10 protein-coding genes are annotated in these 12,267 nt (G+C 60.8%); all 10 read right to left on the bottom strand.

Annotated features, from left to right (window positions below):
• Nucleotides 1–2,086: T6SS effector BTH_I2691 family protein (locus tag E8E78_RS19560; protein WP_280337138.1), on the bottom strand; the 2,086-nt coding region annotated here is incomplete at its 3' end.
• Nucleotides 2,079–2,942, bottom strand: a complete 864-nt coding sequence (locus tag E8E78_RS19565) for a DUF4123 domain-containing protein (protein WP_232876859.1) — start codon at nt 2,940–2,942, stop codon at nt 2,079–2,081. The genes E8E78_RS19560 and E8E78_RS19565, both read right to left, overlap by 8 nt.
• Before the next feature lie 56 nt (nt 2,943–2,998).
• A complete protein-coding gene (gene tssI / locus E8E78_RS19570) occupies nt 2,999–5,167 on the bottom strand; it encodes a type VI secretion system tip protein TssI/VgrG (protein ID WP_049275551.1) in 2,169 nt (722 codons plus the stop codon).
• A 71-nt stretch (nt 5,168–5,238) separates the two neighbouring features.
• On the bottom strand, nt 5,239–5,763 hold the full coding sequence (locus E8E78_RS19575) for an Hcp family type VI secretion system effector (protein WP_049275553.1): 525 nt from the start codon (nt 5,761–5,763) through the stop codon (nt 5,239–5,241).
• A 131-nt stretch (nt 5,764–5,894) separates the two neighbouring features.
• Nucleotides 5,895–6,764, bottom strand: coding sequence for a type IVB secretion system protein IcmH/DotU (gene icmH / locus E8E78_RS19580; protein ID WP_049275554.1), 870 nt, complete (start codon nt 6,762–6,764; stop codon nt 5,895–5,897).
• Nucleotide 6,765: 1 nt separating this feature from the next.
• Nucleotides 6,766–8,103: a type VI secretion system baseplate subunit TssK gene (tssK, locus tag E8E78_RS19585; protein ID WP_049275555.1), complete on the bottom strand. Its 1,338-nt coding sequence runs from the start codon at nt 8,101–8,103 to the stop codon at nt 6,766–6,768.
• A gap of 55 nt (nt 8,104–8,158) precedes the next feature.
• Nucleotides 8,159–8,956, bottom strand: a complete 798-nt coding sequence (tssJ, locus tag E8E78_RS19590) for a type VI secretion system lipoprotein TssJ (protein ID WP_059396226.1) — start codon at nt 8,954–8,956, stop codon at nt 8,159–8,161.
• Nucleotides 8,953–9,522 carry an FHA domain-containing protein gene (locus E8E78_RS19595; RefSeq protein WP_049275557.1) on the bottom strand — a complete coding sequence of 190 codons (570 nt, stop codon included), beginning with the start codon at nt 9,520–9,522 and terminating at the stop codon, nt 8,953–8,955. Before E8E78_RS19595 ends, tssJ begins: the two co-directional genes overlap by 4 nt.
• Nucleotides 9,519–10,535, bottom strand: coding sequence for a type VI secretion system baseplate subunit TssG (gene tssG, locus E8E78_RS19600; protein ID WP_049275558.1), 1,017 nt, complete (start codon nt 10,533–10,535; stop codon nt 9,519–9,521). The genes E8E78_RS19595 and tssG overlap by 4 nt, the downstream gene beginning before the upstream one ends.
• Nucleotides 10,499–12,265 (bottom strand): type VI secretion system baseplate subunit TssF, encoded by a 1,767-nt coding sequence (gene tssF, locus E8E78_RS19605; protein WP_049275559.1) that lies wholly within the window; start codon nt 12,263–12,265, stop codon nt 10,499–10,501. Before tssF ends, tssG begins: the two co-directional genes overlap by 37 nt.
• Nucleotides 12,266–12,267: the final 2 nt, after the last annotated feature.

The raw sequence follows: 12,267 nt of genomic DNA on the forward strand, positions 1-12,267 counted from the left end.
GACTCAATTTCAGCATTACAGCCTTCTGCGTTGCTCGCACGCTGACCATCGTCGCCGCCGCTGCACCGATCACTCCGAAAATCGATGAAGCAAAGCCCAAGGTGTATTCCGGTGCATCGTTCTTTTGCAGGCTGTTATAGGCCGTCTTCAGCGATAAGATGTTGAACCACAGCATCCCCGCGTTCAAACCACCGCCACCGCCCGAGGTGAGCAACCCGAGAAAGTTGGGCTTCACTCGCGCAGTGGTGGTCAGTTCTATCGATATTGTCCGGCTACCCGAGATGCGCAGTTGTTTCATTTCCTCAACCTGCGCCATACCGCTCTTCAAATACTTCTGTGCCTCCTGGCTAAATGGATTTTCCGTGATGGCCTGTTCGGTGATTCGATAGCGCGCTGCCAACAACCCCAACGCCTTCTCGGCATTCGCCTCCCGTGCCGCCAACAGCACCTGCTGACGCAGGCCATGACTGGCATCCCACCGTGTCTGGCCATGCAGGCGCTTGAGCACTACGGTATTGACCGCCTGGGCGGTAAGGTCGGTGATGTCGGCCATGGCCGGGAAGCGACCCGCCAATCCTTCGATTACGTTGTCGCTGGCGCCGAACAAAGAGCCGGTCGAATCCGCCTTGTCCTTGAACGGGTTGAACGGCGCCAAGGCGGTGTACAGCGGGCTGTCGTGCTGGTCCAGCCATTGCTCCAGGCGTTTGAAGCGTCGGTCATGCTCTTCGGTGCCGGGTGTCGGCTGGCCCATCGGGTGAATCAGCAAAGCCAGCGAGATTTCCAGACCGCGGGCGGAGGTGCGTTCGTCGCGGTCGTAACACGCCAGCGCGGCTGCCAGGCTGTAGGGGTTGTCGATATGTTGCGATTCGGCAGTGGCCAGCCAGGCGTCATGATCATTGCTGGCTTGCAAGGCCAGGTTGCGCAGGGCTGCAATACGCCGTTCCAGTTCATCGCGCTCGGCGAGGAAATGCCGGTATTTGGCGCTATCGATGCGCCGCGCCAGGCGCGCGCCGTGGGGGGAGTAATCCTGATGGGTGAGGGCCTGGAAATGTGACTCGGCCGCAGACAGCGCAGGGCCACGCCGCTCCGTGCCAAGCCTGAAGGCGGCCAGTTCAGGTGAAGGCGCATCGGCCGGGTACATGCTTTCCAGCGTCTTGTTCAGCAGCATGCCCACCAGGTTGCGATGGTGGAAATCGCGGCTTTGCACGCTCAGTTGCTCGGCATCCAGGCGGTAGCACGCCGGCACGCGTTCCTGCTCGGGAGGTTGCGCGGGTTTTGTGTGTGCCAGTTGCTCGGCGGGCATCAGGTCGCGCATTTGATGTTGGTAGGCCGAGACCGACAGGCTCAGGTCCAGGGCCATGCCTTCGGCGTCGGCGAGTGCTACCACCACCGGTACCTTCGGTTGGGTCCAGGGGTAGTGACGCGCCACGGCGACCAGGTTGCCGATAGGCAAGGTTTCGGTGACCGGGTCGCTGCTCCAGGTCAGCGGCATGCGCCGTTCGGTTGGCTTGAAGTCTTCGACCCAGGTTTGCAGGGCACTGACCGGCAACACATGGGGCTGGGTGGACGGCGCCTGATTGCCGGCGATCAGTTCGGCCATGTCCAGCTGGCGCATGTGCCGTTTGCGCAGGGCTGATGAACCGGTGATGCGGGCGGTCACGGCGTTGGTCCACAGGTGGGGGCTGTAACCGATCCACACTTCCCTGGCGGTATCGGGGCAGGTATCGGCCCACACCCAGCCCATGCTCCGGCTGGAGAGGTAGCGATCACGCAGGTGGTAGTTCTCCAGCCCTTTGTAACTCAGTTCCTTGTAAAGACCCGCGCCAACGTACTCATGGATGACCAGCTTTTCGCCCTTCGGGCCTTTCATGAACACGTAGACATAACCCGGGCGCAAAGCGCGCAGGGTGTAGGCAGAGTGTTGCAGCGGGGCGAAGCCCTGTTCCAGGTTGAAACCTGCACCGGCATAGCGGCAGGCGGGCGTGTCGCCGGTGCGTGGCACGATGGCATAGCGCACTGGCAGGATGGGGATGCGTGCGCTGCAGGCAGGGCCGGAGGTAGCACTGCTGACACTGGCGTCATTCATGGGTGGATTCCTTGCTTTCGATCAGTGCGTGCAGCTCGCGGAGGCGGCCTTGGGGTGACTCCTCAAGGTTGGTGTAGATCTTCCCCGCGTGGTCATCGCTCATGAGCCACATGTGGCTGGCAACCAGCCTGATGAATTGCCCAGCGACTTCCTCATCGCCAAAGTTGAGGGCTTTCAGTTGCGGCAGCAGGCGTTCGATCCATTGCCGGATGTCGGCCAATGTGTAGGTGGCGTGCTGTGGCAGTGCCAACACCTCATGCGCCAACGTGAGCACGAAGTGCTCGTGCATGCCTGCTTGCAGCCGCTCAAGTTCAAGCTGGCGAAGGGGTAATGCAGGTTCCTGATAAGAGCGGGCAGTGGTCGGGCTGCGCTCGAGCGTTTTCCACGCGTGCACCGGCCCCCAGTTGACTCGCCAGGCCAGCGACGTCACAGGGCCGAGCCACGTTGCTCGATGGTCTTCATCCAGTGCATCCAGCCAGGCCGCAAGGTGGTCAGGTTTGAATTGGAAAGTGGCCAGCCCCTGGTCTGGAAGCGCGATCTGCACAAGGCTGGTGAAGTGGTCTGCCAACTGGGCAAGGCCGATCTCGGCATCCAGCGCGATGGCACCGCCAATGGGCATCCAGGCCGATGTTGCATGGGCAAGCAGTTCGGGCGCTTCTGACACGTCTACCAGCAATGGCCCAAAGTCGTGACGGTCGTCCAGGGCGCTGCGCCTCCACAGCCAGGCGTGCTGGGTATTTCGGCTGATTTCATTGATGAGTTCCAGTACCGAAGGGGCATAGGCCGGGACCAGTTCGCCCTCTTGGGGTATTGGTCGGTAGGCCCAGTGCTCGATCACGCGGGTCAACAGCAACATGAACCGAGCGTTATTTGCGAAGTGCTCGTCTGGCAGCGCATTTGAAAGGGCGGTTGTCATTGGCCTGGCCCTCTGATGCAGCGGCAGTCGGGCAAAGTGCAGGTGCCATCGGGGCGGCGTCCGCACTGGCGCTCCAGGGGCTTCCCATTGACCGGCGCGCCGCTGATGGAAAAGAGGTTGCTTGCCCCATCTGCCGACTTGAGCATCTGGCCGGTGATGCGAATCGTCGGGCTGTCCAGTGTGATGCCCGTTTCATCGATTCGAATGGAGCCCCCAGGACCTTGGATGACCACTGCTTCCGATGCTCGAAGTTCATAACGGCGAGTACGTCTGCGGATATCCCCTCGGGCATCAAGCTCGGCATGCCCTTCGACCTGCTGCTCAAGGTTGCCGCCAATGTGGGTGTGGTGATTGGCTGTGATCTGGTCGTGGCGGTGATTGCCGATGGTTTCCACACGATCCTTGGCGATCTTGATTGTGTGGTTTCGACCGATGCCGAGCGTGGCGTCCTGCCCGATGGTGACGTGCTCATCGTTGCCGACCGTTTCATTACGGTCGTGGCCGATCAGGATTGATTCGTCGTTATTGACCTGTTCTTTGCGGTCATTGCCTACCTGCGTACTTTCATCGTGCCCGACCACATTGTTCTGGTCCTTCTGGGCATGAATGAACACTTCCTCCTGGCCCAGTTCGTCCTCAAAGCGCAGCTCATTGAAGCCATCTCCCTTGTGGGTCTGGCTCTTGATGGTCATGCGGGTCTTGTGGTGGGGAAGGTCGTACGGCGGCAGCTGGTTGCCACAGTAGGTACGGCCGGTGATCATCGGCTGATCGGGGTCGCCATTGACGTAATGGATGATCACGTCCTGGCCAATGCGCGGGATGGCCATCGAGCCCCAGCTGCCGCCGGCCCAGCCCTGGGATACCCGAATCCAGCAGGAACTGAATTCGTTGTCCTGGCTTTCGCGGTCCCAGGGGAAGCTGACCTTGACCCGGCCCCATTCGTCGCAGTAGATCTCTTCACCGGGTGGCCCGACCACAGTGGCCATATGCGGGCCGTCAACGCGTGGTTTGGGCAACGGTGCCGGGCGCCACTCGGTTCTGCCCGGCACCAGTACCGCCTTTTGCTCATAACGTGTGCCCTGGTCAGCCCCGCCAGCTTCTTCCTGCAGGCTGGTGAACTGGCTGCCTTCGTGGCTGACTGTGCTTACCCGCCAATGCACATTAAGGTCTTCGCGCGGGTGGCCGGTCAGGGTGAAGCTCAGGCCCGGTTGCAGGCGTATATCGTCGCCTTGCACCTCGGCAATGCGCACATCGTGGCGCAAGGCGGTGATGCGGTTTTCGGTGAACGGCTTGCCAACGGCATCGCGTTTGTAGCGGCCTGGGTAGTCGAAGCACTCATAGTCGGCGGACTGGTGCTTCAGATAGGGGCCTGAGGCCCTGTGTTCCTGGCGGTAGGCGGGGTGGGTGAAGGTGTAGTCGCGTTGAACCTGCCGTGCGGGACGCACCTGTTCGCTGTAGCGCAAGCGCCGCAGACAGGGTTGGGGCTGGTCGCCGCCTCTGTTGGCGTGGTACAGCACTGTGTAGGGTTTGGTTGATTCATCGCCATCGACAAACCCTTCATCGATGATCTTTGCTTTAGCTGCGTTGCACTCGATGTGCCCCAATGTCAGCAGTCGGTCGGTGATGATCAGCTTGTGATGCTTTTCAGTGTGCTCGAACCGATAGACCAAACCTTCTTCAGCAGCGATGCGCGCAAAAAAGTCGAGATCGGTTTCGCCGGCCTGTACGCAGAATTCCCGCGGGTGATAGTTGAAGCCAGTTCCGAATTGATACTGGGTTATGCCTTGTCGCTTCAGCATCAGTTCGAGAATTTGCGGCGCGGTCTTGTGCTGGAAGATGCGCCAGTTCGAGCGCAGTCTGGCTCGGGCCAGTTGCGGCTCGACCAATGCGTGATAGTAAGTGCGGTGGAAGCCGCTCTCGCCCTGGCTGAAACTGCTGACCAGGCCGTGCACGTAGCGGACGGGGCGTTCACTGTCGCAGATGGTGAACAGCACGGGCTTGTCGAGCAGGTGGCCGAAGTCGACATCGTATTCGAAGCTGATGAGTTTCAGGGTCAACTTGAACGGTTGGCTGAGTTCCTCCTTGAGCTCGAACGACACCACTTCGAATTCAGTTTTTCCGACCAGGGGCTGGAAGCTGTATCGCAAATCAGATTGGGTAGGCATAAGCAGTCGTTGTCCGCCGTCTGAAGTATCAGAAGTCCGGGCAGGCAGGCCTGCCCGGCTCCGCAGCTAGATCACACAGCTGTTTCTTTGGGCTTGCGCCAGTCGTCTGCACCTGCGGTACTTGCCGTGATGTGCTCCCACTCAATGCCGCGGTAGGCCATCGAGACTTTGAAGAACTGGGTGAAGTTGCTGTTGTCCTTGTCCTGCACGTGCGGCATTTCAAGGTCGATATCGATGATCACAGCGTCGATCAGCTTGGTCGTAAAGAAGCGTTCCTGGGTGCCTTCGACCGAGGTCCGATACCAGCTGAGCTCGACGTTGGGCAGCATTTCTCCGCTGGACAGCGCGCTGTAAAGCAGCGGCACCGCCTTGTTCAGGGCGCATGTGAAAATCAACGGCCCGTGTACCCGTTGGCCGGCCGGCTGCCCGCTTTGCGGATCTGTGGGCACAGTGATGCGGTGATTGACTTCCTGCACCAGGATCTGGTCTTCGTGACCTTCTACGAAGATGTTGCCGACTGAGTCGGAGGTGAAGGCGCCTTTGGTGATGTTGCCTTGGGTCTTGCCTTCGATGGCGATGTAAGCGGGTGTTGGCATGGCAGTTTCTCCTGCGTCCATGTGGATTGACACGCGCACAACAGTGGCGTGGCCATCGGTAACGATGGGCTTTTCAACAAGGCCGAAGCCTCATTAATTCGTTGAATTCTGTTGGGCTGTATAACCGCGACCTACTGCTGCAAGATGCCGTTGAGCGACTCCAGAACCTCTGTAGTAATCAGGTGCAGGCGATAGCTGTAGATGCCGTAAGCCACCGCCATGGCGATGGCCGAGATCACCAAAGGACTCCACCAGGGCCACTGCCGGTTCATGCGGAAATTGCGTGGGGCCACGTTGGTGTAGGGGTCGCATACTTCTTCTGGCGTGGGGCCGCGCAGTTCGCGGATGATCCCGTGCAGTTGGTGAATCAGAGCGTTGAGTGTTTCTTCGCCTTTTGGCGCGAGCGCATACTTGCCTTTCAGCCCAAGGCACAGGGCGTAGTACATGAACTCCAGTACGTCCTGATAACGCTTGGGCTCCTGCATCAGGCGGGTAATCACGGTGAAGATTTTTTCCCCGCCCCAGGTTTCGTCGTGGAAGATGCTCAGCAGCGGCTCCTGGCTCCAGCAACTGCTCTTGCCCCAGGGCCGCTCCATGACGGCCTCGTCTATGAACAGGCACAGGCCGTAGGAATACGCCAGCAACTGAGCGGGCTCGTAACCGTGCTGGCGCATTTCCTCCTGAATGTTGTCGATCTGGTTACGTACTTGCTGGTGCACATCCTTGATGTTTGGCAGTTCGTCCAGCGTGCGCAGGCGTATGACCAAGCCGAACAACGGTGACGCGGCATCCAGCATCAGGTTGGCGAAGCCGCCCCGCAGCTGAAATTCCGGGTCGGCGGGGTAGCCTTCCGGGGCGGGCTCTGGCTCAGGGGTTGCCGTGGATGCTTGCGCATTGGTTGCCGTGGCCTGGGCGCTGGATGCCGGCTTTTTAAGGGTTGGATCAAGCGGGCTGACTTCAGCGGTTTTGTCATCGATGGGCGTTTTGTTGTCTTCTCCCATTTCACTCACTCCTGATCGCCCAGAACTGCAGTTCAAGCCCTGGGAAATCGCCCGCAATATGGATGCCGAAGCCATTCGCCTTGGCCATGCATGCCCAGGCGGGGTCGCGCCGGTCCAGCTCGAAGTAACTGAAGCCCGCATGGAAGGGCAGGTCGCGTGGCGCCACCGGTAATGGCAAAAGAGGGATACCCGGCAGTTGCAGCGGCACCAGGTTGCTCAGTGACTCAAGCGAGGTGATCTTGGCTTTCTGGATGAACATCTGGCGCAACGCTTGCGGTGGCAGGTCGGCGCGCACGGCGAGTATGAAGTCGGCTTCGTCGATCAGCCGGCGGTCTTGCAGCGTGGTCGTCATCACGCCGAACTGTTCGCTTTCCAGCGGCAGTGAAACAGCGCGTGGCTGCAACACGGTGCTCAGGGACCGGCGCAGGGTGTCTTCCAGTGGTTTGAACGAGGCGCGCAGCGCAGTGTGGTGGTACGCGGGGTACTCTTGGGGCAGCCTGTTCTGGTCGGTGAAGGTGACGAATTCGCCGCAGGCCTGGCTCATGCAGAGGTACAGCTGCTCGGGGTGCGTGTGCGCTTGTCTGGCCAGATGCTGGAAGCACGGCCACCAACGGTTCATGGCCTGCAGCAGGTTGAAGTCGCGGATGTCGGCGATACCAGACTGGCCCGAGGCGCCTATACGCGTGGCAAGGCCGCGCGCCCGCTCGCGCAACGTGTTGGTGATTTCGTCAAGGAACCGTTGCAGTGCCGGCACCGCCCGCACCGACACGCTGGTGGGGTAGAACGCTTCGTCCAGTTGCACGCTGCCGTCGGGGCGTCGTTCCAGGATACGTGCCACGGCCAGGCGGGTGTAGGCGCTGCTGTCTTCGGTGGTGCGTCTGAGCTGCAGGTTGGGCACGGCAAGGTCTACCTGTACCAGGTCACCGTCAGCGGTGTGGGTATCCTTGATTTCCTGTGCCTGGGCGGTGTAGCGGAAGTTGGCGGCATTGTCGGGCCAGCTCACTTCGCGGCCGCCATTGGTGCGCAGCGGCAGGCACAGATACACCTCGCTGTCTTTGCTGGCGTCGTCGTCGATTTCCAGTGGCGGCGGTGGAGGCAGGTCGGCGGGAATATCGAACACCGTGCCGTCCGGCATGACGCCCCGCGCCCGGGTGATGGCGATCTTGCCAAGGCTCAAGTATTCGTCGTTCAGTTGAAGTTCGCTGAAGCCGTAGAAGGCTGCGTTGAGGCTGGCGAGGCGCTGGTGCAGGGCTGCTTCGCTTGCCCTGGCCGCCTGCTGGAAATGTTGTGGTTTGACGAACAGGCCTTCAGGCCAGAGAACGGGGTTACGTGAACTCATGGGCGCTCCGTGTCAGCGTGAGTAAGCAGGAAGGGCAAAGGGTGTCGAGGCGCCATCAGTCTTCTTCCTTGAGCACGATGTGCGTGTCGTTGACCAACACCGACAGCATGATCTGGCGGCCACGCGGCGGAATGCGCAGCACTTGCCGCCATGTGGCGCTTTCATGTCCTCGGTAGTCCCCAATCACCGCGACGAAGCGCGTTTCGGCGTGGATGGGCTCGAACGGGATGTACTTGAACTGGCCAGGGCGCAGCAGGTAGTCGTCACCGCGGATGTAGGTACTGCGCAGTGCCTTGGCCGGGTCCTGGTCCAGCAGCTGGTACACGGTGTTGCGCAGCAGTGAGTCGTCGCGCAGTTGCAGGATCTTGATGGCGATAGGCGTGGCCACAGGCTCTGAGGTAACGGCTGTGGTGCGCGGCAAGGTCAGCACCACGGCAGGGTCGTCGTAGCTGCCGGGTGCGCTTTCTTCCAAGGGCGAGCGTGCCGGGTCGCTTTCGTCCTCGTCGTGCATTTCGACGGGGGACATCGCAGGAAATTGCGCCTGCAGGTATTCGAACAAGGTCCCGATTTTTTCGGTCAGCGCATAGGGGTCCCCGGCACTCAGGGTCACTGCGTAGGGGCTGGGTTCCAGGGCAGGCTCCTGTTCGTCCGCTACGTCAAGGCTGTTCGGATTGCCGTTGAGGGTAGGGCTGGCATTGATGCTGAACGCGACCTGGGTCGCATGATCCTTGGGCGGCCCGATGGGCAACGAAGGGTTCATGACAACCTGGCTCGCTCTGCTCAAAGAGGTGCAGCCGGTGAGCCCGACCAACGCAAGCAGCAGCGGCGCGATCAGTAGTGGATGACGCGTCATGGGTGTTCTCCTGCAATCAGGCGCTGCAGTGGGCATTCTCGGAGTGCCTCGGCATCAGCCGCTGCGTCCAGCGCTGCCAGAGGGTCAGTGCCCATGGCTGCCTTGAAGACCGAGCAGATCTCGACCGCTGGTTGAGGGGCAGAAGGCTTTGTCGGCCAAGGGGTGGCAGGCTCTTCAGCTATCAGGCGGTCGAGCACCCTTCGGTCCGGGTTGAACAGGTCCTCCAGCGAGCGTGTGCAGGCTTGATCCTGGGCGTACTGAACCTGTAGGCGGTAGGCACCAATGCGAAGCTGATCACCTTCAACAAGACGCCTGGGTGCAAGCGTTTCCAGGCTGGTGGAGCTGTCATTCAGGTAGGTGCGGTGGCAGTGGTCGATCACGCAGAAGCTGCCTTCGAGCCAGCGGATTTCGCAGTGCAGGGGCGCAACGGCCTGAGCACGGTCATTGATCCGCCAGCTTGCCCGTTCGCTGCCGATGGTGCCGCCCTTGCAATCGAACCGGTGCCGGGCAGTAACGTCGTGCTGCAGTTGGTCGAGGTTGGTGATGCTCAAGGTCACTGAATTCATGAACGCCCCCGGAAGCGTACAATCGGGCTGATCTGGCCATGCCGATCATCGACGAAGCTGGTCCACCCCAGGTAAGCGCCCTGGCTGCGGTGCAAGCAGAAGGGTGACAACGCGTTCTGTTTCAAACGCAGCTCCAGGTCGTAGGCCAGACCGTCACGCAGCAGAAAGTCGATCAGTGCGCGCAAACGGCCGAAGTTGATGCCGCTGGGCAACAAGTCCCGCAGTTGCGCCTGGTCGAGCTCGCTGATCACGATGGTGAACTTGCTGCTGCGGGTGCGCGTGCGGCTGCCGACCATGAACGTGCTGCCCAACTGCCCGTTGGCACGCCCCAGGCTTGCAAGCTGCCTGGATGTGGTGGTGACTGAGCGCGTCTCGAATTCGCGGATCTGCACATGCTTGAGGTCGAAGCAGTGCGCAATGATGCCGGCCACAGTGCCCGGCGCACGGCTGCGGCTGGCGATCACCCCGGCAAAACTGAGCAGGCGGCTCCAGGGCAGCGCCGTGTCCCCTCGCAACTGCGCGTCGTTAAGCCCCAGCAGGGCAAACACATACTGCGAAAACCCGTCACTGGCACCCGGCTGGAAGCGGATGTAGTAGCGGTACTTGCGCCATATACGGTGCAACAGGCTGAGCAGGTAGTGGTTGAAAAAGTCGAAGAAGGCCGGGCGTACACCGATGCCCTGCGCATGTTCATAGGCCACCTGTTCCAGGTAGTAGGTGGGCAATGGCGAATCGGTGCCGTGCAACCCCAGAAACGTGGCAACGACGCGGTAGCGTTCTTGCTCAGCGGGTATCCTCTGGGCTTTGTACACGTCCGACACCGGGAAGCTCAGCCGTGGGTCGCAGGCCAGGCGCACCCGCCGCCGGGTGACTTCGTCCGGCCAACGTGGTTCGAGGTCATCGCCATGCAGCCCGTGCAGCCGCTCCAGCAACTGGAAGAAGTTGTACTGATGCGCCTCCGAGAGCAGCTTGTCGGCTAGATCAGCGGTTGCTTGCCGGTCTGTATTGGCCATGTGTAGTGCTCGTTATTGGTGGTGTTGATCACTTCCAGCTGATGGAAGGAGTTGATGCTGGCGTACAGGGCGAAGAAGTGGGCGAGCACGCAGCTGAACAGGTACAAGTCGCCCTCGCAGAGGAAGGCGGTCTGGTCCAGTTTCAGACGGGTGTGCAGGCCGCGAATGGGCTGCCCCTTGATCAGCCAGTCCATGGGCTGTGTATGAATGTCGCGCATGCCGGCCAAGCGTTTACGGGTGGTGCGGGCCTGCTGGATGTCGTGCAGGGCCATGAAGTCGTAGGCGCGGATCACGGCTTTCAGCGGCTCTACCGAGAGCAGGGACAGGTAGTTGAGCGACATGTTGGAGATCAATGCCCACTGCAACTGGCCGTCCAGCACCGGCCGACAGGGGCGGGTGGGTTTACAGAGATTGGTGTAGGTGGCCAGCGGGGGCGTCAGTTCGGTCATGACGTTGATGTCATCGATGCCCAGCGCCAGCGGCAGGTCCCGATTGGTGCAGGTCAGGTCGATGGACGCGGTTTCCAGTTCGCCTATGTAGCTGTTGGCGTCGGCGCGGACGAAGGCGATTCGATGCGTGACGCCATCGCCGCGCAGAGACTCTTCCAGCTGGCAGCGGTAGTACAGCGCCGTGCGCCCCTGAACGTGCTCTATTTCATGAGCGAACGACTCGAAGGGGCGGAAGGTTCGCAGCTGCTCGCCGGTGTTCCCGTCAGTCGTTGTTCGGGTGCTGATCACCTGGTCGACACTGAAGATTTCGTAGCCGTGCGGCTCTGTGCCCTTGGGCTTCAGTGGAACCAGGGCCTCCTGGCCGGAAAGGTCGATGGGCTCGGCGCTGTGCTGGAACAGGTTGACTGCAGGTGCGCAGAACAGGTTGAAATCTGCTCTGCCGACACGCAGCGTGTCGGGTAGCTGGCGGGTGAAGTGAAATTCGAGGCCTACCTGCTGGCTGTAGTGAGCTGGCCAGATTTTTTCCAGCCCGGTCACGCTGAAGAAATGGAAACGTTGGGGGAAGGCGAAGTACTCCTGCAGGATCCGGTAGCCATCAAAGACGTTCTGCGGGTAAGGCAGCAAGGCGTCGTCGGGGCTGAACCCCGGGAATGCGATGCTGTTTGCCGGCAGCCGGCGAACCTCGCCATTGATGGTCACGCTGACATGCTTGAGGTATTGAGAAATCCACAGGTAAAGCGTGCGTGCGCTGAGGGTATCGCCACTGAGGTAAAAGTCGAGGCTGGTACAGCCCAGGCTGTTCAACGGCCGCTCGACCAGTGTTTGAAGGCCGATGCAGACCACGGAACTGTCGAGTGTCTGGGTGGCGCCCACCGTGTCGATCTCGAACGGATGAATGTTGACCGCTGTGCCGGTGCGAAACTCGCAGGCCACACCGTCCACCCGTTTCGAGAACAGCCGCGACCCTTTTGGGATGCGCTGTGACTGGCTGAGGGATTGCCTGATCGGGCTGAATTGGATGATTGTCGCGCTGGGCAGGGGCCGCAAATAGTTCGGCCACAACAGCTGCAGCATGGGATGGGTCAGCTCTGGCAAGTCGTCTTCCAGCTTCAGCCGTAGCTTGGCGGTGAGGAACGCAAAGGCTTCCATCAGGCGTTCGACATCGGGGTCGCTGGCACCTTTGCCAAGCAACCGGGCAAGTTGTGGGTTGTCTTTGGCGAAGTCGTTGCCGAGTTCGTGCAGGTACCGCAGTTCTTCGCTGAAACTGTCTTTCAGTGACATCG

Origin of the sequence: Pseudomonas sp. BN505 (assembly GCF_029873175.1) — a bacterium.
Taxonomy (GTDB): Bacteria; Pseudomonadota; Gammaproteobacteria; order Pseudomonadales; family Pseudomonadaceae; genus Aquipseudomonas; species Aquipseudomonas putida.

Coding starts and splice junctions, on each gene's coding strand:
- E8E78_RS19565 (WP_232876859.1), bottom strand. CDS start 2,942: ATGTTGCTGTTGACCCGCGTGATCGAGCACTGGGCCTACCGACCAATA.
- tssI (WP_049275551.1), bottom strand. CDS start 5,167: ATGCCTACCCAATCTGATTTGCGATACAGCTTCCAGCCCCTGGTCGGA.
- E8E78_RS19575 (WP_049275553.1), bottom strand. CDS start 5,763: ATGCCAACACCCGCTTACATCGCCATCGAAGGCAAGACCCAAGGCAAC.
- icmH (WP_049275554.1), bottom strand. CDS start 6,764: ATGGGAGAAGACAACAAAACGCCCATCGATGACAAAACCGCTGAAGTC.
- tssK (WP_049275555.1), bottom strand. CDS start 8,103: ATGAGTTCACGTAACCCCGTTCTCTGGCCTGAAGGCCTGTTCGTCAAA.
- tssJ (WP_059396226.1), bottom strand. CDS start 8,956: ATGACGCGTCATCCACTACTGATCGCGCCGCTGCTGCTTGCGTTGGTC.
- E8E78_RS19595 (WP_049275557.1), bottom strand. CDS start 9,522: ATGAATTCAGTGACCTTGAGCATCACCAACCTCGACCAACTGCAGCAC.
- tssG (WP_049275558.1), bottom strand. CDS start 10,535: ATGGCCAATACAGACCGGCAAGCAACCGCTGATCTAGCCGACAAGCTG.
- tssF (WP_049275559.1), bottom strand. CDS start 12,265: ATGTCACTGAAAGACAGTTTCAGCGAAGAACTGCGGTACCTGCACGAA.